At 72.8% G+C, this 22,016-nt stretch carries 19 protein-coding genes; 8 read left to right on the plus strand and 11 right to left on the minus strand.

The window, feature by feature from the left end:
- Positions 1 to 30: 30 nt before the first annotated feature.
- Together CCO04_RS11610 and mshD are read right to left on the minus strand one after the other, a co-directional pair.
- Positions 31 to 4,161: a hypothetical protein gene (locus tag CCO04_RS11610; RefSeq protein ID WP_215814306.1), complete on the minus strand. Its 4,131-nt coding sequence runs from the start codon at positions 4,159 to 4,161 to the stop codon at positions 31 to 33.
- A 30-nt stretch (positions 4,162 to 4,191) separates the two neighbouring features.
- Positions 4,192 to 5,064, minus strand: coding sequence for a mycothiol synthase (gene mshD, locus CCO04_RS11615; RefSeq protein ID WP_308281184.1), 873 nt, complete (start codon positions 5,062 to 5,064; stop codon positions 4,192 to 4,194).
- 69 nt (positions 5,065 to 5,133) lie between these two features.
- Between mshD and CCO04_RS11620 the strand changes: the two genes are divergently transcribed.
- Positions 5,134 to 6,681: an FMN-binding glutamate synthase family protein gene (locus CCO04_RS11620; protein ID WP_215814307.1), complete on the plus strand. Its 1,548-nt coding sequence runs from the start codon at positions 5,134 to 5,136 to the stop codon at positions 6,679 to 6,681.
- Between the two features lie 8 nt (positions 6,682 to 6,689).
- Here the strand turns inward: CCO04_RS11620 and CCO04_RS11625 are convergent, their stop codons facing one another.
- Complete coding sequence (locus CCO04_RS11625; protein WP_215814308.1) at positions 6,690 to 7,430, minus strand: response regulator transcription factor; 741 nt, start codon at positions 7,428 to 7,430, stop codon at positions 6,690 to 6,692.
- A gap of 133 nt (positions 7,431 to 7,563) precedes the next feature.
- On the opposite strand from CCO04_RS11625, the gene CCO04_RS11630 reads away from it, so the two are divergent.
- The 4 genes from CCO04_RS11630 to CCO04_RS11645 all read left to right on the plus strand — a co-directional run bounded on the left by CCO04_RS11630 (position 7,564) and on the right by CCO04_RS11645 (position 10,828).
- Positions 7,564 to 7,839 (plus strand): MoaD/ThiS family protein, encoded by a 276-nt coding sequence (locus CCO04_RS11630; RefSeq protein ID WP_215814309.1) that lies wholly within the window; start codon positions 7,564 to 7,566, stop codon positions 7,837 to 7,839.
- Positions 7,840 to 7,910: 71 nt separating this feature from the next.
- A complete protein-coding gene (locus CCO04_RS11635; protein WP_215814310.1) occupies positions 7,911 to 9,323 on the plus strand; it encodes an O-antigen ligase in 1,413 nt (470 codons plus the stop codon).
- A complete protein-coding gene (locus CCO04_RS11640) occupies positions 9,320 to 10,069 on the plus strand; it encodes an FkbM family methyltransferase (RefSeq protein ID WP_215814311.1) in 750 nt (249 codons plus the stop codon). The genes CCO04_RS11635 and CCO04_RS11640 overlap by 4 nt, the downstream gene beginning before the upstream one ends.
- Positions 10,070 to 10,108: 39 nt before the next feature.
- On the plus strand, positions 10,109 to 10,828 hold the full coding sequence (locus CCO04_RS11645; protein ID WP_215814312.1) for a TylF/MycF family methyltransferase: 720 nt from the start codon (positions 10,109 to 10,111) through the stop codon (positions 10,826 to 10,828).
- A 91-nt stretch (positions 10,829 to 10,919) separates the two neighbouring features.
- On the opposite strand, the gene CCO04_RS11650 is transcribed toward CCO04_RS11645, so the two are convergent.
- The 3 genes from CCO04_RS11650 to CCO04_RS11660 form a co-directional block, all read right to left on the minus strand.
- A complete protein-coding gene (locus CCO04_RS11650) occupies positions 10,920 to 11,633 on the minus strand; it encodes a sugar transferase (RefSeq protein ID WP_215814313.1) in 714 nt (237 codons plus the stop codon).
- A 117-nt stretch (positions 11,634 to 11,750) separates the two neighbouring features.
- Entirely contained in the window at positions 11,751 to 12,947 is a 1,197-nt protein-coding gene (locus CCO04_RS11655) for a glycosyltransferase family 4 protein (RefSeq protein ID WP_215814314.1), read from the minus strand.
- Between the two features lie 13 nt (positions 12,948 to 12,960).
- Entirely contained in the window at positions 12,961 to 13,944 is a 984-nt protein-coding gene (locus CCO04_RS11660) for an NAD-dependent epimerase/dehydratase family protein (RefSeq protein ID WP_215814315.1), read from the minus strand.
- Between the two features lie 121 nt (positions 13,945 to 14,065).
- On the opposite strand from CCO04_RS11660, the gene CCO04_RS11665 reads away from it, so the two are divergent.
- Complete coding sequence (locus tag CCO04_RS11665) at positions 14,066 to 15,049, plus strand: GDP-mannose 4,6-dehydratase (protein WP_215814316.1); 984 nt, start codon at positions 14,066 to 14,068, stop codon at positions 15,047 to 15,049.
- 7 nt (positions 15,050 to 15,056) lie between these two features.
- On the opposite strand, the gene CCO04_RS11670 is transcribed toward CCO04_RS11665, so the two are convergent.
- Positions 15,057 to 15,947, minus strand: a complete 891-nt coding sequence (locus CCO04_RS11670) for a bifunctional 2-polyprenyl-6-hydroxyphenol methylase/3-demethylubiquinol 3-O-methyltransferase UbiG (RefSeq protein ID WP_215814317.1) — start codon at positions 15,945 to 15,947, stop codon at positions 15,057 to 15,059.
- A 53-nt stretch (positions 15,948 to 16,000) separates the two neighbouring features.
- Positions 16,001 to 17,026: a glycosyltransferase gene (locus CCO04_RS11675; protein WP_215814318.1), complete on the minus strand. Its 1,026-nt coding sequence runs from the start codon at positions 17,024 to 17,026 to the stop codon at positions 16,001 to 16,003.
- 75 nt (positions 17,027 to 17,101) lie between these two features.
- On the opposite strand from CCO04_RS11675, the gene gmd reads away from it, so the two are divergent.
- Positions 17,102 to 18,094, plus strand: coding sequence for a GDP-mannose 4,6-dehydratase (gene gmd, locus CCO04_RS11680; RefSeq protein WP_257752376.1), 993 nt, complete (start codon positions 17,102 to 17,104; stop codon positions 18,092 to 18,094).
- Positions 18,095 to 18,114: 20 nt separating this feature from the next.
- Here the strand turns inward: gmd and CCO04_RS11685 are convergent, their stop codons facing one another.
- Entirely contained in the window at positions 18,115 to 19,191 is a 1,077-nt protein-coding gene (locus CCO04_RS11685) for a methyltransferase domain-containing protein (protein WP_215814320.1), read from the minus strand.
- Between the two features lie 183 nt (positions 19,192 to 19,374).
- On the opposite strand from CCO04_RS11685, the gene CCO04_RS11690 reads away from it, so the two are divergent.
- Positions 19,375 to 20,268, plus strand: a complete 894-nt coding sequence (locus CCO04_RS11690) for an FkbM family methyltransferase (RefSeq protein WP_215814321.1) — start codon at positions 19,375 to 19,377, stop codon at positions 20,266 to 20,268.
- On the opposite strand, the gene CCO04_RS11695 is transcribed toward CCO04_RS11690, so the two are convergent.
- Positions 20,265 to 21,008, minus strand: coding sequence for a hypothetical protein (locus CCO04_RS11695; RefSeq protein ID WP_215814322.1), 744 nt, complete (start codon positions 21,006 to 21,008; stop codon positions 20,265 to 20,267). The two genes, CCO04_RS11690 and CCO04_RS11695, sit on opposite strands and share 4 nt — an antisense overlap.
- A 7-nt stretch (positions 21,009 to 21,015) precedes the next feature.
- The gene (locus tag CCO04_RS11700; RefSeq protein WP_215814323.1) at positions 21,016 to 21,996 is read right to left on the minus strand and encodes a hypothetical protein; all 981 of its coding nucleotides are present in this window, start codon (positions 21,994 to 21,996) and stop codon (positions 21,016 to 21,018) included.
- Positions 21,997 to 22,016: the final 20 nt, after the last annotated feature.

Below are 22,016 nucleotides of genomic sequence, written 5' to 3' on the forward strand. Positions count from 1 at the left end.
CACTCCGGAGCGCCGTCGCCTCGTCGGGTTCTACAGGTCCGTTCGCCACTGCCGCAGCGCCTCCATGAACGTGTGCGGCTCGACCATCCGCGCGTCGATGACCACCGGGGACATGCTCCGCCGCAGGATCAGCACCCGCCAGTTGCGCTGCCCCGGCGTACCGGTCTGCTCGATCTTGGTGTTCGGGCTCGTCAGGTCGAACTGGCTGTTGGTGTCGCCCACCGTCACCTTGAGCACGCCCACCTCGTCGATGTGGACGCTGCGCGAGGAGCTGCTCACCTTGAGCGCGTAGCCCAGCAGCACCGCCGCCACCACCGTCAGCGTCGCACTGAACCCGATGTCGTCCCACAGGCTGCCCTTGATCGCCATCCGGCCGACGACCGCGGCACAGGCCAGCGCGACCAGGATCGCGACGGGGGCGAGGCTGCCGCTGCCGCGCTTGGCGTGGAAGGGGATGTGCTTGGTGTGGGGGTGGGTGGGCTCGGGCTCGACCGCGGGCCCGGGGGTCGGCTCGGGGGTGGGCTCGGGCTGCAGGTCGACGATCGGCTCGGGCTCGGGCTCGGGCTCGGGGGCGGGCTCCGGCTCGGGCTCCTCGGTGACCGGGTCGGGGTCGATCGGCTCCGGCTGGGCGTCTTCGGTCTCGGCCGCCTCTTCGGTCTCGGCCGCTTCGTCGGCCTCGTCGACGAGCTCGGCCGCGGTCCTCATCCGCCACGGCGTGGGCGCCTCTTCGGGCTCCTCGACCGACGTGTCGTCGTACTCGGGGGGGATGAGCTCGTCGGTCTCATCCGGCGCCCCGACCTCGGCCGCCGGCACCGACTCCGCCGTCGCATGCCACTGCTCGAGCAGCGACGGCGGACGCTCCTCGTCCCTGACCTCCGCCTCCGGCTCCAGCGCGTCCTCGACCTCCGGCTCGGCCACGGCCTCGGGAGCGGGCTCGACGGGACCGCCCTGCTCCGCGCGGAGCCGCGCCCGGATCTGCTCCATCTGCGCCGCAACGGACGTGAACGACGCGGATTCCTCGGCCGCCTCCGCAAACACCGGCTCCGCCTCGACGACCAGCTCGGCCTCGGGCTCGGCCTCGGGTTCCGGCTCGGGCTCCGGCTCGAAGATGATCTCGGGCTGGGGCACGACCGCGGCCTCGGGCTCGGGCTCGGGCTCGATGACCGGATCGGCCAGTTCCGGCTCCGGCTCAGCGGCCGGTTCGACGGCGGCCTCGGCGACCGGCTCGGGGTCGGGCTCAGGCATGGGCGCAACGGCTGTTTCGAACTCCGGCTCGGCATCGGGCTCGGACGCGATGACTGCCTCAGGCTCCGGCTCGGGGACAGGCTCGATGACGGCCACTGGCTCCGGCTCGGGGACAGGCTCGATGACGGCCACTGGCTCCGGCTCGGGGTCAGGCTCAGGCTCGACCACCGGCTCCACTTCAGCCACGGTCACCAGCTCGACCGGCTCCGGATCCGGCTCTACCGACTCAACCGGCTCAGCAACCGGCTCGACGACCGGCGCAGCCCCGTCCCCGTCCCCGTCCTCGCGCCGCAACCGTGCCTGGATCTCCGCCATCTGGCTCGCCAGCGCAGCAGTCTGGGCAAGCGCCCGCTCGCGCTCCTGCGCAAGCTCGGCGGCGCGGGCCTCGGCGTCGGCGCGGGCGCGGGCTTGTTCGGCGGCGGCGGCTTCGGCGTCGGCGCGGGCTTGGGCGTGCTGGAGGGCGCGCTCTTCGGCGCGGACGAGGTCGGACTGGAGGGTCTCGACGGCGGCGGCGTGGGTGGCGGCGGAGTGCTCGAGCTCGGTGAGGGCGGCGGCGGCGCGCTGCTCGGCCTCGGTGCGGGCGTTGGCGGCTTCGGTGGCGAACTCGGTGGCGAGGGCGAGGGCCTCGGTGGCGGCCTTCTTCTCCTCGGCGAGGGCGGCGGCGGAGCTGTGGGCGGAGGCGGCGGCGGCCTGGGCCTCGGTAGCCAGCTCGAGCTGTTCGCGGGCGGCTTCCTCGGCGAGGCGGCGGGCTTCGTGGGCCTCTTCGGCGCGGCGGGCCTGCTGGGTGGCGGACTCGTCGGCGGCGACGCGGGCGGCGGCTTGGGCCTCGGCGCGGCCGGCGGCGTCCTCGGCGCGGCGCTCGGCGGCCTCGGCGGTCTCGAGGGCGAGGCGGGCGAGCTCGGCTTGTTCGAGGGCGGCCTGCTCGGCGAGCTGGCGGGCCTGCTGGGCTTCTTGGGCCAGGTGGGCGTGCTCGGTGGCGGCGAGCTCGGCGACCGCGCGCTCCTCGACGGCCTGGCGGGCGAGGGCGCCGTGCTCCTCGGCGCTGGCGGCGGCCTGCTCGGCGAGCATCCGGGCGCGCTCCTCGGCGGCCTCGGCGGCGCGGTGGGCGTCCTGGGCGAGGGCGGCCTGCTGGCGGGCGGACTCCTCGGCGAGGGCGCGGGCCTGGGCGATCTCGGCGGAGGTACGTTCGGCGGCCTCGCGCTCGGCCAGCATCCGGCGGGCGAACTCGGCGTGCTCGGCGGCGCTGACGGCGGCGGCCTCGGCCATGACCCGGGCGCGGTCCTCGGCGGCGGCGCGCTCCTCGTGGGCGACGCGGGCGGCCTCGGCGTACGTCTCGGCGGCGGACTCCGCCTGCTGGCGGGCTCCGGCGGCGACGGCGGCGAGGTCGGCCTGCTCGCGGGCGTTGGCCTCGGCGGCCTCGCGGGCGGCGTGGGCCTCGCTGGCGCGCTCGGCCTGCTCGACGGCGTGGCGCTCGGCCTCCTCGCGACGGGCGGACTCGGCGTCGGCCAGCTCGGCGCGCTCGCGAGCGGCGCGCTCGGCGGCCTCGCGGGCGGCGGCCTCGGTCCGGGCGAGCTCCTCGGCCTCGGCCCGGGCGCGGTGCGCGGTGGCCGCGGTCTCGGCCTGCTCCTGCGCGAGGCGGTCGGCCTCGGCGCGGGCCTCGCTGGCGCGCTGGGCGGCCTCCTCGGCGGCAGCGCGCTCGGCGGCCTGCTCGGCGGCGGCCAGCTCGGCGTCGCGGCGCAGGCGCGCGGCGAGGGCGGCGACCACCTCCGCGTTGTCCGGTACGACGACCTCGGGCTCCGCGCTCGTACCGTCCTCGGTTGCGACCGGCGGCGCGGACTCGACCAGCTCGGCCTCGATCTCGGCGCGCGCGTGGGCGAGGACCTCCGACGGGCGACGCGGTACGTCGGCCGGCTGGTCGATGTTGGGGATCGGTTCCTCGAGCAGCGGCGGCTCGACGAACTCCTGCAGCGGCCGCGCCTCGGGCCGCGGCGCGGAACCCGCGCCGGGACGCCGGCGCAGCCGGGCCAGGCCCTTGGGCTGGGGGACCGGGGTCGGCTCGGCGAAGCCGCCGTCGAAGGCGTCGGCGATGACGCGCTGGCCGGCCTCCTCTGCGGTACGACGGTGGTCCGGCAGGTCCGCGGTGGCCGGGTCGAAGTCGGCGTGCGGCTCCGGGGCGGGCTCGGGCTCGACCGCCTCGGCCTCGACTGCCTCGGCCTCGGGCTCCGGCTCGGGAGTGGGCTCCGACTCGACCACGGCCTCGGGCTCGGGCTCGATGATCCAGGTCTCGGACGTGAGGGGGTCGAGGTCGGCCTCGACCTCAGCGACGGGCTCAGGCTCCGGCTCAGGCGCGGGCTCCGGCGCACTCAGCCCGTGCCGCTCACCGAGCGAACGACTGGTCGAGCGGGAGATGACCGCAGCCCAGTCACCCTCCTCGGCCTCGGCCTCACTCGCGGCCACCGGCTCACCGGCAACCGCCGGCGCCGCGTCGCCGCTGGCCACGTCGGACTCGGACCGCATCCGCTCCAACCGGTCCGTCAGCGTCCCCCGCAGCGACGGGTCGTCGCTCGCCGGAGGCGTGACCTCGAACTCCTCGGGCGCGATCTCGGTCAGCGGGCGACCCAGCGAGCGGTCGATGACGTCCGACCAGTCCCCGGCGCGCGCCTCGGGCGCAGGAGCCTCAGGAGAAGCAGCAGCAGGAGCAGCAGGCTCGCCCGGAGCGTCGTCCTCCGGCGCGACCGAGGTGTTGCTGCGACGCAGCAGCTCGGCCACCTCGTCCGCGTCGAGCTCGCCGGCATCGGGAGTCTCGTCCTCGTGGCGGCGCCACAGCCGGCCACGGCGTCCCCGACCGCGCGCGGGGCGCGCGTCGTCGAGCCGGGAGTCCTCGGGCTCCGGCTCGTTGTCGGTGACAGAGCTCATGTCAGGTAAATCTACTCAGCCGCAGGGGGGTTACGGCGAAACTTGGGAAACGTCCGGTCGGCGGTACTGGACGTGGGTGTCCGCTGCAGCGTGGCCGAAGCCGAGGCCTTCGTACAGTCGCCGCGCCGGTTCGTTGTCGGACTCGACGTACAGGAGCACCTCCGCGACGCCTCGAGAGGCGAGGTGCTGGAGGCCGGCGAGGGTGAGCACGCGGCCCAGGCCGCGGCCCTGGGCGGTGGGGGAGACGCCGACGACGTAGACCTCACCGGTGTCCGCGTCGTGCTGCTTGGTCCAGTGGAAGCCGAGCAGCTCGCCGTCGTCGGCGACGGCGAGGAGCAGGCCGGCGGGGTCGAACCAGGGCTCGGCCATCCGCTCGGCCAGGCCGGCCTCGTCGAGGGAGCCCTGCTCGGGGTGGTGGGCGAAGGCGGCGGCGTTGACCGCGAGGAGGGCGGTGGCGTCGCCGGAGCCGTAGTCGCGGATCCGGATGCCGTCGGGCACCACGTTTCCCGCCAGCGGTACGGCGGTCGGCCGGCGCATCACCCACAGCTCCCGGGTGCGGGCGAACCCCCAGCGGGCGGCGAGCGCCGCGGCGGCGGGGTGGTCGCCGTGCGACCAGGCGGTCAGCGGGCCCGGCTCGGCGACCGCGAGCCCGCCCAGCGTGCCGGCCACGCCGCGTCCGCGCGCGGCGGGCGCGACGGCGAGGTCGATCTCGTCGTCGCGGCGCAGGGCGAAGCCGTCGGCGGCGACCCAGGCGCCGATGCCGTCGAGCCCGTGGTGCTTGAGGCGCAGGGTGGCGGCCTCGTCGAGCGGGTCGGTCCCGTCGGCGTCGCGGCAGGCCTCCCGCACGCGGTCGATCGCGTCGAGGGCGGGGGTACCGGTCAGCAGGGGGAGGTCCGGGGTCACCTCGCGACGCTATCGCGCGGGCCCCTGCCCCCTCTTACCCGCGACGTCGCGACGCGGTAGGAATGGCCCATGAAGCTGAGCCGCGCGGTGGGTGGGGCCGCCCTCGCCCTCGGAGCGGTCGCCGCGCGCGACCTCGTCCAGAAGAAGCACGCCCTCCAGCGCAACTTCCCGGTGATCGGCCATGCCCGCTACCTGCTGGAGAAGGTCGGTCCCGAGCTGCGTCAGTACATCGTGACCAGCAACGAGGAGGAGCGGCCGTTCAGCCGCGACCAGCGGACCTGGATCTATGCCTCCAGCAAGGAGCAGAACTCCTACTTCGGGTTCGGCACCGACGTCGACGTCGAGCACACCCAGGGGCACGCCTACATCAAGCAGCGCACGTTCGCCGACCAGCTGCCCAGCGACCAGGACCACGACTGGACGCTGCCGAGCGCCAAGGTGCTCGGCGGGCCGCGCGGGCGGGCCCGGGCGTTCCGGCCCGGCTCGGTGGTCAACGTGTCGGCGATGAGCTTCGGCTCGCTCTCGCCCAACGCGATCACGGCGATCAACAAGGGGGCGGCCGCCGCGGGCTGCCTGCACAACACGGGCGAGGGGGCGATCTCGCCGTACCACCGCAACGGTGCCGACCTCACCCTCCAGATCGGTACGGCGTACTTCGGGTGCCGCGACGAGCACGGCGCCTTCTCGCTGCCGGGGCTCAAGGAGATGGTCGCGTCCGCGCCGGTCCGGGCGATCGAGATCAAGCTCAGCCAGGGCGCCAAGCCGGGGCTGGGCGGGCTGCTGCCGGCGGCGAAGGTGACGGCCGAGATCGCCGAGATCCGCGGCATCCCCGAGGGCCGGGACTGCGCGTCGCCCTCGCGCCACACCGCCTTCCACGACGTCGACTCGATGCTCGACTTCGTCGAGATGATCGCCGCCGAGACCGGGCTGCCGGTCGGCATCAAGTCGGCCGTCGGTGCGATGGACTTCTGGGAGGAGCTGGCCCGGCTGATGCTGCCGCGCGAGCGCGGGGTCGACTTCATCACCGTCGACGGCGGCGAGGGCGGTACGGGCGCGGCGCCGCTGATCTTCGCCGACTCGGTCTCGGTGCCCTACCGGATGGGCTTCTCCCGGGTCTACGGCACGTTCGCCGAGCTGGGGCTGACCGACGACATCACGTTCATCGGCTCAGCCAAGCTGGGCTTCCCCGACAACGCGGTCGTCGCGTTCGCGCTGGGCGCCGACATGGTCAACGTGGCGCGCGAGGTGATGCTCTCGATCGGCTGCATCCAGGCCCAGAAGTGCCACACCGACCACTGCCCGACCGGCGTCGCCACCCAGAACCCGTGGCTGGTGCGTGGCCTCGACCCGGTCTCGAAGGCGGAGCGCTGCGCGGTCTACCTCCGCACCCTCCGGAAGGAGCTCACCCGGGTCTCCGCGGCCGTGGGCGTCGCCCACCCGGGGCTGATCAGGACGGCGGACGTCGACATCTTCAACGGCGACTACGACGCCCGCTCGCTGGCGTCGGTCTACGGCTACAAGGAGGGGTGGGGCGAGCTCGGCCCGGAGCTGCGGGAGCAGGTGCGCCGGCTGATGCACACCGCCGACCACTTCGACGAGCAGGGCCGGACGTCCTAGGACACGCCCTAGGCGTCCTGCTGGTCCCGCTCCGCCACGGTCGCGGCGTCGGCCTCGGCGGCCGCCTCCTTGGAGGGCAGCACGAACCGGTAGCCGACGTTGCGCACGGTGCCGATGAGGGTCTCGTTCTCGGGCCCGAGCTTGGCGCGCAGCCGGCGTACGTGGACGTCGACCGTGCGGGTGCCGCCGAAGTAGTCGTAGCCCCAGACCTCCTGGAGCAGCTGCTGGCGGCTGAACACCCGGCCCGGGTGCTGGGCGAGGAACTTGAGGAGCTCGAACTCCTTGAACGTCAGGTCGAGGGTGCGCCCGCCGACCTTGGCCGTGTAGGTCGCGTCGTCGACGACGACCTCGCCCGAGCGGATCACGTGGGCCTCGGGGTCGGCGGCGTCGCGGGCCGCGGCGAGGCGGCCGACGGCGAGCTTGATCCGGGCCTCGAGCTCGGCCGGGCCGCAGGTGTGCAGGACGACGTCGTCCATGCCCCAGTCGTGGTTGACGACGGCCAGGCCGCCCTCGGTCACGACGAGCAGGACCGGGACGTCGGTCCCGGTGGTGCGGATGAGCCGGCACAGGTCGCGGGCGCCGGCCAGGTCCTGGCGGCCGTCGACGAGGAGCAGGTCCGCGTCGGGGGCCTCGAGCAGCGCGCTGCCCTCGGCGGGCAGGATCTTGACCTGGTGACCCAGGAGGGCCAGACCGGGCAGCACCTCGGCCGAGGGTTGCAGTGCGCTGGTCAGCAGAAGGAGAGTGCTCACGCTGGCCTCCTCACCGGCATCACCGCGATCGCGGGCGCCGAGTCGAGAGACCGAAACGCAACGCTGGGTCCCGGCCAGTTTTCTGGTGAGGGACGATACCGAAACAACAGTGCAACGGGGAAGGGTCGCCGAGGTGAATGAGACGCAGGTCATCCGGGTCCGCTACTGGGCCGCCGCCCGGGCGGCAGCGGGTCAGGCGGAGGAGGAGGTCGCGGCGCCGGGACCGGTGACGCTGGCCGACCTGCGCACCGAGCTGGTACGACGCCACGCCGGCGGCCGCTTCCCCGAGGTGGTCCAGGTCTGCTCGGTGCTCGTCGGCGAGCGGCCGGTGTCGTCCGAGGATCCGGCCGCCGTCGTCCTCCAGCCGGGCGACACGGTCGAATTCCTGCCGCCGTTCGCGGGCGGATAGGAGAAAGGCCGTCCCCTAGACTCCCTTCCGCCGTTGACGCATACGACGACAGCGGAATGCAGAGGAGACCCGTGCCCCACCAGACCACCCCGCGACCGCCCACGGCGGTGACGGGAGACGGCAGCACCGGCGTCGTCGAGCGCCGTGCGGTCACCGTCTTCGTGGTGCTGCTGGCCGCCGTCCTGGCCGCCGCCGCGGCGCGCGGCCCGGTGCTCGCGGCCATCGCGGTGGGCCTGGCCGGGGCCGTGATGGCGCTCGCCGTCCTGGGCCGGGAGCGGATGGCGCTCCTGGCGATGATCGGCGCGTTCGCGACCGCGCCGATGTACAAGGGCATCGCGCCGAGCCCGGACACCCCGATCACGCCGACCGACCTGCTCTTCGGCGTCGCGGTGCTGCTGCTGGTGCCGACGCTGATCGGCCGCCCGGTGCGGCTGCCGATGGGCTATGCGCTCGGCGTCCTCATCATCTTGACCACGGGCATCCTCTCGACCGTCTTCTCGCCGTCGCCGATCATCAGCGCGCTGCAGTTCTTCCAGTGGCTCGTCGTCCTGGTCGGCCTGGTCGGTCTGCTGGCGATCTGGGCGCCGGGCTGGCGGATCATCGACACGCTCGTGTGGAGCTACGTCGCCGGGCACATGCTGAGCGTCGTGTACTCACCGGTGGGCGACAAGATCGCCAACCGCGACGTGGGCCTGACCCACCACCCCAACGCCTTCGGCGAGGCCGGCGTGATGGCCTTCGCGCTGACCATGTACCTCTGGAAGCGCCACGACGCGGTCTGGTACCGCGTGCTCGTGGCCGGCTGCGCGGCCCTCTCGGTCCTCTCCGTGGTCACCAGCGGCAGCCGCGCCGCGGCGGCGGTGGTCGCCGGTCTGGTCGTGATGATCCCGTTCGTCGAGCGCTCGGCGGTCAAGGGCTTCCTGCTCGCGCTGCTGATGGCGATCGGCATCGTCTCGCTGCCGCTGCTCATCGACAGCTCGGGCGACTCCTCGGCGCTGAGCCGGCTGGCCGGCTCGGGCGACGCGATCGTGGCCGACAACGCGCGCCTCAACGCCCAGGACTTCGGCATCGAGATGTTCCTGTCGCACCCGGTGCTCGGCAACGGGTTCGCCGAGACGATCTACGTCCACAACGTGGTGCTCGGCGTCGCCGCGAGCATCGGCCTGGTCGGTCTGGTCGGCTACCTGATGGTGCTGTTCGTGATGGCCCGGCCGATCATCGGCAACCACCCGCGGCGCCGGCTGACCTATGTCGCGTGGGCGTTCATCGCGATCACGCCCACGGTGCCCGCGCTCGAGGACCGCACCCTGTGGGTCGCGATGGCCCCGGCCATCCTCGTCGCGATGAACATGCGCCGGCTGCGTCCCGACGACCCGTTCGACGTCGACCCGCCCGACCCGGAGGCCGAGGCTGCCGAGGCCGCCGAGGCCCCCGGCGTGCCCGCCCTGACCGCCACCACCACCGCCACGGAGACCTCGCGATGAGCAACGGCCCCGACCAGAGCCTCAAGAACCGGGTCCGCGAGCGGGCCAAGCTGGCCATCCGCGGCGGCCTGCACCGGCTCGACCTCGACGTGAGCAAGGGCGTCTACACCCGCCAGGTCGCGCGCACGCTCGCCGCACGCAGCGCCGACACCGTCCTCGACATCGGCGCCAACGTCGGGCAGTACGCCCTCGGCCTGCGCCGCTCCGGGTACGGCGGCCGGATCATCAGCTGCGAGCCCCTCTCGGGTGCCTACGCCGAGCTCGAGCGCCGCGCCCAGCGCGACCCGCACTGGCACCCGGTCAACGCCGCCGTCGGCCGCGAGCCGGGCACGATCGACATCCACGTCGCGGCCAACTCGTACTCCTCCTCGATCCTCGACATGACCCAGGCGCACCTCGACGGCGCGCCCGACTCGGCGTACGTCGCCGTGGAGCGCGTCGACGTCACCACGGTGACCGAGCTCGTCGAGCGGTTCGCGGTCGACCCGGCGCGCACGCTGCTCAAGATCGACACCCAGGGCTACGAGGCCGAGGTGATCGCGGGCGCCGGCGACCTGCTGGGACGCTTCGACGCCGTCCAGCTCGAGGTGTCCTTCGTCGAGCTCTACGAGGGCCAGCAGCTCGCCGAGCAGTCCGTCGCCGTGCTGCGTGAGCACGGCTACCGCCTGCAGAGCCTCGAGACCGGATTCTCCGACCCGACCGGACGCCTCCTGCAGGCCGACGTCCTCGTCGTGCGGGACCACTGACCACCCACCGCAGCACCCCCCACCGACAGGAGACCCCCTGTGGCACGTCCGCTCCAGACCGCCATGGCCAGCTTCCGGATCAAGTCGAAGGTCGCGATCGCCAAGATCGGCGTCGACAGCCGGCGGCTCGACACGCTGGTCAACCTGCCGAAGATCGAGACCTGGCGGCGCGAGCACGTCCCGGACGGCACGCCGGCCTTCGCCGAGCGCACCGCGATGTACGACCACGTGCACGCCTCGCTCATCGGTGAGGCGCCCATCGACTACCTGGAGTTCGGGGTCTTCCAGGGCAGCTCGCTGCGGCACTGGGTGGAGATGAACCACCACCCCGAGTCGCGCTTCTTCGGCTTCGACTCCTTCGAGGGCCTGCCCGAGAACTGGAAGCGCTTCGACGGCCGGATGGTCAAGGCGCACTTCGACGTCGACGGCGCGCTGCCCGACATCCAGGACGAGCGGCTCTCGTTCGTGCCCGGTTGGTTCCAGGAGACGCTCGACCTCTTCCTGGAGAAGTTCGACCACGACCCGCAGCGCCAGCTCGTCGTCCACGTCGACTCCGACCTCTACTCCTCGGCGCTCTACGTGCTGACCCGGCTCGACGCGCTGCTGGTGCCCGGCACGATCGTCCTCTTCGACGAGTTCTCCTCGGTGCTCAACGAGTTCCAGGCGCTCGACAACTACTGCTCGGCCTACATGCGCGAGTACGACGTGCTCGCCTCGGCCTGGCACTACTTCGGCCACCTCGCGATCAAGATGCGCTGACCGCGACCGCGAGCGCGACCAGACGCGAAGAACCCCCGGGCCGATCGGCCCGGGGGTTCTGTCGTGGTGCGGGGGAGGAGCGAGCCGCCGATCAGGCGACGTCGGCCTCCGGCGCGGCGGCTCCGTAGAGCGGCTGCGCGAGGTCAGGGGTGTGCACCCGCTGGCGGCGGGGGCGCGGCTGGGCGAGCTGGAGCGCGCCCTCGAACGTCATCGGCTGCTTGAGGCCGAAGGTGATGAGCACCGTGAAGAGCAGGATCTTGAAGTCCAGCCGGATGCTCGCGTCGCGCGCGGTGCGCATGGAGTAGGCCGACTCGAGCACCAGGCGCTGGTGGTCGTCGATGTCGTGGCGGCCGATGAGCTGGGGGAGACCGGTCAGGCCGGCCGGGGTCTCCCAGCGGGTGTCGATGTCGCCGTGCTGCTCGGTGAGCGCGTCGCGCACCACGTCCGTGAGCGGACGGGCGCCGACGATGCTCATCTCGCCGCGCAGCACGTGGACGAACTGAGGGATCTCGTTGAGACCCAGCCGGTCCAGCACCCGCCCGATGGGGGTGTAGAGCGGCGAGTCCGGCGGAGTGTTGAGGAAGCGACCGGCCTCGACCGGAGCGACCACCTTGTTGGCATTGGGCACCATGACCCGCAGCTTGACCATCTCGATCGCGGTGCCGGGACCGACCCAGCGCCGCGAACGGTAGTAGATCGGACGGCCGGAGAGCACCAGCACGGCCAGTGCGGCCATGAGCACCACAGGTACCCACACCACAGCGGCCAGGCAGATGACCACGACGTCGAACGCCCGCTTCTTCACGCGCAACCTCCACTTGTCCCCGGTGGCGGGATGAGGCCGTCCCGCGAACACCTCAACGAGCGAGTCACGAATGAGATACGAGTCTCACCACAACTTTGTGAGGCTTTTCCGATCACGTCACCGGCGCTCCACCTGAGCGGCCAGCAGCCGCTCGAAACGGGAGGCGCACTCGGCGAGCGCGAACTCCTGCTCGGCGAGGTCGCGGGAGGCCTCCCCGAGCTCGTCGCGCAGGTCGCGGTCGGCCAGGACGCCGCTCACCCAGCGCGCCGCCTCGTCGAGCGAGGCGTCGGCCGGAGGGAGGACCAGGCCGCCGGCCCGGTTGACCAGGGCCGAGGCGAGGTTCTCGCCCGGCATCAGGCCGAGCACCGGGCGGCCGGCGCAGAGGTAGGACAGGGTCTTGGAGGGCACCGAGAAGGCACCCGCCTCCTGCTCCAGCAGCACGACGAGCACGTCGCCGCTGCCGAGCACCTCGGGCAGCCGCTCGTAGGGCTGGAAGGGCAGCAGCGTGACCGGTACGCCGAGCCGGTCGGCCTCGGCGCGCAGCACCTCGACCGCGGGCCCCTCGTTGACCACGACGAGCCGGACCGGCGTACCGGCGTCGTGCACGGCGCGGGCCAGGCGGACCAGCAGGGCCGGGTTGTGCTTGAGGCCGAGCGTGCCGGAGTAGACCATCGTCGGCACGTCGTCGAGCTCGTGCTCGATCGACCAGTCGTTCTTGCGCTCGGTCGGGACGATCTCGTCGAGCGGGGCCCAGTTGGGGATCACGGTGACCTTGTCGGCCGTGCCCCACTTCTCGTGGACCGGCACGAACGACGGCGCGATGGCCACGATCGCCGAGGCCCGGCGCGAGCACCAGCGCTCGGCGACCTCGAAGGCCCACGCCACTACGGCGAACCGCTTGGGCAGCTTCTTGCCGGTGAACGACTTGACCGCGACGGCGTAGACGTCCTGGTGCCACAGCACCCACGGGCGGCGCAGCACGGCCATCGCGAACGCGAAGATCACCAGCGTCGGGATCTGCACGTTGGACACCATCACGATGTCGGGGTTCACCTGGCGCACGTGGCGGACCAGCTCGCCGCCCCGGCGCAGCTCACGGCCGAGCCGCTGGAGCAGCCGCTGGTTGTCGACCGGCTTGGCGCCGCCGATCCCCTCGAAGGTGATCGCCTCGCCCGGGCCGGCGGCGAGCCGGCCCTTGCCCGAGACGTAGCCCTCGACGAAGGAGTGGGTCACGACGTGGCCCCGGCGGGAGAGCTCACGGCTCAGCTCCGCCTGGAAGGGGTGCCCGCTGTGGTCGTGGACGAGGATCCTCACCGGACGTACCCGGTCAGCCCTGTGCGCGCTTGACCTGGTCGTAGACCCAGGCGTAGGTCTTGGCCAGCCCGTCGGCGAGGCTGATCGACGGCTCCCATCCGAAGACCTCGTTGATCATCGTGTTGTCGGAGTTGCGGCCGCGCACGCCCTGGGGCGCGCTGAGGTCGTACTTCCGCTCGCACTTGATGCCCGCGATCTCCTCGACGATCGAGTAGAGCTGGTTGATCGAGACCAGCTCGGCCGAGCCCAGGTTGATCGGGTCCTCGAGGTCGCTGGCCAGGATCATCTGGGAGCCGCGGACGCAGTCGTCGATGTACATGAACGAGCGGGTCTGCTCGCCGTCGCCCCAGATCTCGAGCTCGTGCCTGCCGGAGATGACCGCCTCGGCGATCTTGCGGCACACCGCGGCCGGGGCCTTCTCGCGACCGCCGGTCCAGGTGCCCTCGGGCCCGTAGACGTTGTGGTAGCGGGCCATCCGGGTGACCAGGCCGAAGTCCTCGCGGAAGTGGCGGGCCATCCGCTCGGTGAAGAGCTTCTCCCAGCCGTAGCCGTCCTCGGGCATGGCCGGGTAGGCGTCGGACTCCTTGAGCGCCGTCACCGACGGGTCGGTCTGCTTGTCGGCGGCGTAGACGCACGCGGACGAGGAGTAGAAGTAGCGCTCGACGTCGTACTTCTGGGCGGCCTGGAGCATGTGCGTGCTGGTGAGCACGGTCAGCATGCACAGGGCCTTGTTGTTCTCGATGAAGCCCATGCCGCCCATGTCGGCGGCGAGCATGTAGACCTCGCGCGCTCCCTTGGTGGCCTGCTCGGCGTTGTCGAGGAGCGACAGGTCCGCGACGCCGTTCTGGGCGTCGGCGTGCACCTGGTACCACTCGTCCACCGGCTTCACGTCGATGGCGCGCACCGTCTTGCCCTGGGCGAGAAGGTCGGCGACCAGGTGACCTCCGATGAAACCGCCGCCACCGGCGACGAGAACATCAACGTGGCCCGAGTTCATGTGCACTCCTCATCGATCGTGATCCGCCCCCCAGCGTCCTTGCGTTCACTGACCAACGAGGCGTCGCGGCGCGCGTCACGGCCTCGTGCCGGGCATTCCGGGCTTCAGTAGGCTGCGCCTCGTGCGTACCGCCCTGGTGACCGGTGTCGCGGGGCAGGACGGCGTCTACCTCGCGCGCTCGCTGCGCGCCTCCGGGCGCCGCGTGGTCGGGACCGTCGCGCCCGGCTTCGCCCCCGACGACCCGCGGCGGACCTACCTCGACGGCATCGACCTGCGCCCGCTCGACGTGCGCGAGGGGGCGGCGCTCGAGGCGCTCGTCGCCGAGGTGGCGCCCGACGAGGTCTACAACCTGGCCGCGCTGAGCTCGGTCGGGCGCAGCTGGGAGCAGCCCGAGCGCACCGCGGCCACCAACGCCGCGCCGGTCGCGCACCTGGTCACCGCGCTGCTGCGGCTGCGCGAGCGCGGAGGGGTCGAGCCGCGGCTGTTCCAGGCCTCGTCGGCCGAGGTCCACGGCAGCGCCTCCGACAGCCCCTACGCCCGGGCCAAGGCGGCCGCCGACGACGTGGTCCGCCGGGCTCGCGAGGAGCACGGCCTGTTCGCGGTCTGCGGCGTGCTGCACAACCACGAGAGCCCGCTGCGGGGCGCGCAGTTCGTGACCCGCAAGATCACCGCCGCCGCGGCCGAGATCGCGCTCGGGCTGCGCGAGAGCGTGAGCCTGGGCAACCTCGACGTCCAGCGGGACTGGGGCTTCGCCGGCGAGTACGTCGAGGCGATGCGCCTCCAGCTCGCCCACGACGAGCCGCTCGACCTGCCCATCGGCACCGGCCGGGTGCACGCGCTCCAGGACCTGCTGGAGCGGGCGTTCACGGCGGCCGGCCTCGGCGCCCCGGGCGACCGCGTCGTCCAGGACCCCGCGCTGCTGCGGCCCTCCGACACCACCGTCTTCGTCGCCGACCCGGAGCCGGCGGCGGCTGCCCTGGGGTGGCGCGCGCGGGTGACCTTCGCCGAGCTCGTCGACCACATGGTCAGCGTCGACCTGCGGCGGCTGCGGACCGGCGTACCGGCGGCGGTGGACTACCTGCTGCCGGCGCGCATCGTCGCCTGAGCCCGGCTCAGGCCTTGCGGGCGCGCACGTCGAGGACGATGCGCGGCGCGAGCCGGCTGGCGACGGCCTTGTCGAGCAGCCAGGAGGCCGGCCCGATCGTCCACTGCGGCGGGTTCATCGAGGCGAAGTAGGCCCGCGAGGTCAGCGTGTAGCGCAGCTTGGGCTCGGCGACCACGTCGGTGAAGCCGAGCCGCTCGAGCTGGGCGGTGATGCTGCGCCGGGTGTGCAGGATCCAGTGGTGCTGGGCGATCCGCCGGTCCGGGACCTTGCTGAACCGGCCGCCGGTGAGCGTCTTGACGCCGTTGGCGGCACCGTCGGCCGCGGTCCAGTGCGGGGTCTGCAGGAAGAGCACCCCGCCGGGACGCAGCATCGTGTGCACCTCGCGCAGCAGCTGGTCGCCGTCGGGGACGTGCGCGAGCACGCACCACAGCGTGGCCGCGTCGACGTCCTCGACGTGGCCGAGGTCCTCGAGGACGCCGAGGTCGAGGTCGACGTCATAGCGCGCCTTGGCCAGCTCGACGGCGCCCTTGGCGATCTCGTTGCCGGTCACGGCGAAGCCGCCCTCGTCGCGGGCCAGGCTCAGGAAGTGCCCGTCTCCGGCGCCGACGTCGTAGATGACCGGCGCGCCGTCGGTCGGGGGAAGCGCACCGCGGATCCAGCCGATCGCGTCGCGCCACGCCTCGGGACCGGCCTGCTCGCGCTTGATGTCGACCCAGTCGCTGTAGCCCTCGGCCGTCAGCTCGGACTGGATCTCGATCGCCTCCAGGCGCTCGGCCGCCTCGTGGTCGGCCCAGAAGTGCACGCCGCAGTCACGGCAGGCCGTGATCCGGCGGCCGGTCGCACCGGACGCGGGCCCGGTGCGGATGCGGGAGCCGGCGCAGGCGGGGCAGACGAGCATCGGGTTCCTCCGAGTGGTCGAGCGGGTCGGGGCAAGGGTAGGGGTGCGCGGCCTCAGGAGAGACCGGTTCGGATCACCTCGGCCGTACGACGCCAGGTGAACGCCTCCGCGAACGCCTGGCCCGCGGCCAGCTGCTCGGGCGTGCGGGCCAGCGCCGCGGCGAATCCCTCGGCCAGGTCGGCCGGCGTGGTCGAGGCCGCGACGACGGCGTGCCCGCCGGTCACCTCGGCCAGCGCCGGGTCGGTCGAGACCACGGCCGGGATGCCCAGCCGGATCGCCTCGGCCGCGGGCAGGCCGAAGCCCTCGAAGTCGGAGGGGAACACCACCAGCCCCGCACCGGCGAAGGCGCGCGCGAAGGCGTCGTCGTCCAGCCAGGGCATGAGCTCGATGCGCTCGCCGACGCCCAGGCGGCGTACCTGCTCCTCGGCGGCCGCGCGGTCCTGCGCGCCCATGCCGACCAGGCGCAGCCGCCAGCCGTCGGCCTGGTCGGCGTGCTCGGAGCAGAACCGCGCCCAGCCGTCGATGACCGCGTTGGCGTTCTTGTTGCCGTAGTGGCCGAACGCGATCGCGTAGGGGTGGTCGGCCTCGACCGTGGCGGGGTGCGGCCAGGCGAGCGCGTGGTCGGAGCCGAGCGCGGCCGTCTCGGCGCGGCCGCTCAGCGAGGGGTGCAGCGTGCGCAGGTCGTGCAGCGTGCGGTCGGAGATCGTGAAGATCCGGTCGGCCAGGCGCATGCTCCACAGCCACGAGACCTTGCGTGCGATGCGGGTCTTGCGGCTGAACTGCTCGGGGCGCAGCTCGAAGCGCAGGTCGTAGAGGATCACCCCGCGCGGGCTGCGCGCGCCCAGCAGCCCGCTGGCCGGTACGGCCGCCAGCACCGCGTCGGCGCCGAGGCGGCTCGCGGCCCGCCGTACGGCCACCGAGCGCAGCCACAGCCCGCCGAGCGGACCGCCGGGCTGGGTGAGCACCTCGGCGTGCGCGCCCTCGGGCAGCGGGAAGGTCTGCCCCTCGGGTCCGAAGAGCACCGAGATCCGGTCGCCGGGGAAGGCCTCGGCCCAGGCGCGGACGAGGTGTTCGAGCACGATCGTCACGCTTCCGGTGCGAACGACTACGGAATCTACGACCAGATGCACGAGGCGCGACGATACTGTGCCCCCGTGACCAAGCGCGCACTCATCACCGGGATCACCGGTCAGGACGGCTCTTACCTCGCCGAGCTCCTGCTCGGGAAGGGCTACGAGGTCCACGGGCTGGTCCGTCGTTCATCGACCCTGAACCGCAGCCGGATCGACCACCTGCACGGCACGTCGGGCCTCCACCTGCACTACGGCGACCTGACCGACGGCGTCAGCCTGGGCAACCAGATCCGCGACATCGCTCCGCACGAGGTCTACAACCTCGGCGCCCAGAGCCACGTCAAGGTGTCCTTCGAGCTGCCGGAGTACACCGCGTCGACCGACGCCGTGGGCACCCTGCGCCTGCTCGAGGCGATCCGGGCGGCCAAGATCGACTGCCGGTTCTACCAGGCGTCGACCTCGGAGATGTTCGGCGCGACCCCGCCGCCGCAGAGCGAGAACACGGTGTTCTACCCGCGTTCGCCCTACGGCGCGGCCAAGCTCTACTCGCACTGGGTGACGGTCAACTACCGCGAGGCCTACGACCTCTTCGCCGTCTCCGGCATCCTCTTCAACCACGAGTCGCCCCGGCGCGGCGAGAGCTTCGTGACCCGCAAGATCACGCTCGGCGTCGCCTCGATCAAGCTCGGCATCAGCGACCACCTCGACCTCGGCAACCTCGAGGCCGTGCGCGACTGGGGCTACGCGCCCGAGTACGTCGAGGGCATGTGGCGGATGCTCCAGCAGGACGACCCGCAGGACTACGTCCTCGCCACCGGCATCGGCACGACCGTGCGCGAGTTCTGCCAGTACGCCTTCGCGCACGCGGGCCTCGACTGGGAGGACCACGTCCGCTACGACAAGTCCTACGAGCGCCCGACCGAGGTCGACGCCCTCATCGGCGACGCGACCAAGGCGCGCGACGTCCTCGGCTGGAAGGCCGACACCGACGCCAAGGCGCTCGCCGAGCTCATGGTCGACGCCGACATCGAGCACCTGGGCCGGCTGGTCCAGCACAAGCGCGAGCTCGACTGAGCCCCCGCCGGGGTGCTGGCTCAGGCAGGCTTCTTGCGGGCCAGCACCCGGTAGGCGTGATAGCTGCGCAGCATCCGCGGCAGCACGACCTTGTCGACGAACCGCGCCAGCGGCACGAACGGCGCCGCGATCGCCTTGCCGACCAGCCGGCGCGCCCGCGCGAACCGCGGCGGACGCCCGTCGCGCCACGGCACCTCCTCGCCCGGCGCGATCCGGTTGAGCACCGTCGCCAGCACGATGAACGCCTCGAGCGGGATGTGCGCCTCGCGGTGCACCACCTCGACCACCTCGAAGCCGCGCTCCTCCAAGGCCTTGGTCAGGTTGGGCAGCGTCACCATGTGCAGGTGCTCGGGCTGGTTCCAGCCCGCCCACCACGACCCGAACAGCCTGGCCGAGCGGGCCTGCGGATCGGGCTGCTCGATGAGCACCCAGCCGTCGTCGGCCAGCACCGTGGCGACCGCGTCGAGATCGGCCAGCGGGTCCCGCGTGTGCTCCAGGTAGTGGAACATGCTGACCTGGTCGTACTGGCCCTTCAGCTGGGGCGCGAGCTCGGGCAGCTGCCCCTGGTAGGCCGTCGCGATCCGGCCCGCCCGGTGCCCCGACAGCACCCCCTCGGACATGTCCAGGCCGTCGAAGACCGTGCCCGGGAAGAGCTGCGCAGCGGCGGCCGGGAAGTGCGCGGACGCCGTACCGACGTCGAGCCAGCGGCGCGGCTTGTCGGGGCGGTGGTCGAAGACCGTGCTCGCCCGGTTGCGGTAGATCTCGCCCATCGAGCCCAGGTTGGCCTCGGCGCGCTCGGCGTTGAGGCCGTCGTACGTGTCGCGGTAGTAGAACCCCAGCCCCTCGTCGCTCAGCGCCGGGTTCTGGAAGACGTGCCCGCACGAGCGGCACTCGTCCAGCCGGAACCGGCCCGGCTTGAACTGGCGCAGGTCCCGGGTCGTCGTCCGGTGCTTGAGCCGCTCGCCGCCGCACCACGGGCACGTCGTACGGACCTCGAGGAGGAAGCGATCCACGCCCTGCGCGAGCTCGTGGGAGTAGTAGTCACGCGCCGCGTCGAGGGCGGCGGTCGTCGTCGCATTTGCGATGGAGCCCGACATGACGCACATCCTAGGGCCGAATCTGCGGGTGCTGTGCCTGCTCTACGAAGTGCGCCGGTTGCGGGGCCGAAGTGGGGAGGTTGGCGCACTTCGGACCAGCAACCCACGCACTTCGCGGGGGGAGGGGGAGGGCGTTGGCGGATCACCGCGCCCGGGGCGCCGATATGCCCTAGCATCCGGCGAGTGACCGGACTCGGAACCCTTGCTTCCACCGCCAAGCGCCGCGTCGGTTGGCTGATTCGCGACCGCTTCCCCTTCCGGCCCGTCGTGCGGGAGGTGCAGGGCGTCGAGCTGGTGCTGCCCTGGTCGCACCGGCTGCCCGACTATGCCGCGTGGGGACCGGAGTACGGGCAGAACCTCGTCGAGCTCGCCCGGCTCCTCGCCGAGTCGGCGCCGCTGACGGTGCTGGACGTGGGGGCCAACGTGGGGGACTCCGCGGTGCAGATCCTGCACGCGGCCGACGGCAAGGTGCTGTGCATCGAGGCAGACCGGGCGTACCTGGAGTTCCTGCACCGCAATGTCGACAAGGATCCGCGGATCGCGGTCGTCGAGGCGCTGCTGACCGTCGACGGCGAGGACAGCGGTACGACGGCCGTGCGCACCGGCGGCACGACACGGTTCGTCGAGGGCGCTGCGGGGGACGCGATGCCGACGGTGTCGCCGGCCTCGCTCAAGGCGGAGTTCACCGACTTCGCGCAGCTGCGGCTGGTCAAGTCCGACACCGACGGGTACGACGTCGACCTGGTCCCCGCGATCGCGGAGACGTGGGATGACGCGCACCCGGTGCTGTTCTTCGAGTACGACCCCTACCTGACGCGCCTTGCGGGCCTCGACCCCGACGCGGTGTGGCCGCGGCTGGAGGCGCTGGGCTACCGCAACGTGGCCGTGTGGGCCAACGGCGGTGCGCCGCTCGGGCAGACCACGACCGACCAGGTGGCGGCGCGCTCGCGGGTGCTCGACGACGTGCCCAACGGGCGGGCGCGCTCGCGCGCCTACTGGGACGTCGCGGTCGTGCACGGCGACGACGTGGCCGCGCAGGCGGCCATCGACCGGCTGGTGCCGGGCACGCTCGCCTAGGGCGTCTGGACGAGCGCCGCCACCGCCCGCCGTACGACGTCGCGGCCGGCGGCGTTGGTGTGGCACCCGTCGTCGGTGAGCTCGTCGCGCATCAGGCCCGAAGGCCCGGCCAGGGCGTCGGTGAGGTCGAGCAGGCGCAGCTGCGGGTGGGCCGGCGCGGCGCCGACGGCGACGACGAGCGCCGACCGCACGGACCGGTGGGCGGCGAGCCGCTCCTCGGGGGTGCCCGCGACCGGGAAGGCCGCGTGGTCGTAGCTGTCCAGGCACGGCGGCACCGGTACGACGAGCGTGCCGTGGTCCGCGCCGAGCCGGCCGAGCAGGTCGTGCACGCGGTCGGCGTACGTCGCGACGAAGCCGACGTCGCCGCCCTGGGCGAGGCGCGGGGCGAGGTGGCAGCGGATGTCGATCTCGCCGAAGGAGAAGTACCACTCGGCCTCGCGGGCGCCGCGCACCCGCGCGATCAGGCGCGCGACCCGCAGCAGGGTGGGCGGAAAGCCGTCGCGGGCGATGGAGAACATGACCCGCGGACCGAGGTGCCAGGTCCAGCGGCGCTCGCCGGTGCGGAGGATGCCCGGCAAGGGGGAGTGCTCGGTGTTGAACGTGACCGAGTGGGAGTCGCCCACCCAGATCTCGTCGACCTGGCCGCGGGCGGCCGCCACCAGCAGCCGGACCAGCGCGAGCCAGCCGCGCAGCCGGGCCCGGCGCATCCGCACGAAGGCGCGGAACGACGCGGGGCTCACGAGGCGTTCACCGCGCGCGCACCGCGTCGGCGATCGCGTCGGCGACCTTGGTGCGGCCCGAGAAGGCGAAGTGCTCGGTGGCGTTGAAGCTGTCCTCGAAGTCCTCGTCCTCCAGGTGGATGTCGAGCATCGGGCCGATCGCGGCGGAGCCCCGGAGGATCGCCTGGTCCTGCAGGTCCTTGTGGGAGCGCACGTGCGCCTCGAACTCGCCGGGGAAGTGCATCTCGCCGCGCTGCATCGGGGGCCGGGTCCACACACCGACGGTCGGTACGCCGTAGGACTCGAGGTGGCGGGCGAGCTCGGTGAGGCGCGCCAGGCCGGGGTTGTCGGCGCGCAGCTGCTCGCCGTAGAAGTAGTCGAAGCGGAGCTTCTCGAGCTCGATGGGCCACGGCGGGAGGCCGGTGCCGACGAGCTGCTCGCGGTACCAGCCGATGGTGCGCCGGCCGCTCCAGCGGCTGTCGACGGGCTGGGCCAGGAAGGTGTCGCGCTCCTCGTCGGTGGCGAATGCGCCGCCGCGGCCGACGTACCGGACCTTGCGGCGGGCACCGGGCACCTTGGCCATCGTGGCGAGCGAGCGGTGGTAGCCGGTGATCGGGTCGGCCACGATGTGGGTCGCGGTGCTGGTGCGCAGCGCGAGCGTGAAGACGACGGCCTTGGGGCGGCGCTCCATCGAGGACAGGATCCGGGTGGCCTCGCTGTAGATCCCCGCGCCGAAGCCGGGCCCCGCGAGGGCGACGACATTGCCGAGCCGCTGGCCGAGCATGGCCGGCAGCAGCGTGCGATCGGTGTCGCGCAGCGACCAGCACAGGGTCGAGCTGTCGCCCAGCAGCAGGACGTCGACGTCCTCGGTCTCGAGCCGGCGGCGGGCGTGCTCGACCTGCTGGAGGGGGACGTTGACGAGCCGGCTGCGGAGCCGGCGGACTTTGCTGAGCTGGCGCTGCACCCGCACAGAGCCCTGTGCTTTGTGGAGGACGGAGCTGAGAGCCACGGTGGTCACGATGGCACAAC

Origin of the sequence: Pimelobacter sp. 30-1 (assembly GCF_018831735.1) — a bacterium.
Taxonomy (GTDB): domain Bacteria; phylum Actinomycetota; class Actinomycetes; order Propionibacteriales; family Nocardioidaceae; genus Nocardioides.

Excerpts from the sequence above, each read along its gene's own strand:
- CCO04_RS11610 (WP_215814306.1), bottom strand. The coding sequence starts at position 4,161 with ATGAGCTCTGTCACCGACAACGAGCCGGAGCCCGAGGACTCCCGGCTC.
- CCO04_RS11660 (WP_215814315.1), bottom strand. The coding sequence starts at position 13,944 with ATGAACTCGGGCCACGTTGATGTTCTCGTCGCCGGTGGCGGCGGTTTC.
- CCO04_RS11670 (WP_215814317.1), bottom strand. The coding sequence starts at position 15,947 with ATGCTCGTCTGCCCCGCCTGCGCCGGCTCCCGCATCCGCACCGGGCCC.
- CCO04_RS11640 (WP_215814311.1), top strand. The coding sequence starts at position 9,320 with ATGAGCAACGGCCCCGACCAGAGCCTCAAGAACCGGGTCCGCGAGCGG.
- CCO04_RS11620 (WP_215814307.1), top strand. The coding sequence starts at position 5,134 with ATGAAGCTGAGCCGCGCGGTGGGTGGGGCCGCCCTCGCCCTCGGAGCG.
- CCO04_RS11685 (WP_215814320.1), bottom strand. The coding sequence starts at position 19,191 with ATGTCGGGCTCCATCGCAAATGCGACGACGACCGCCGCCCTCGACGCG.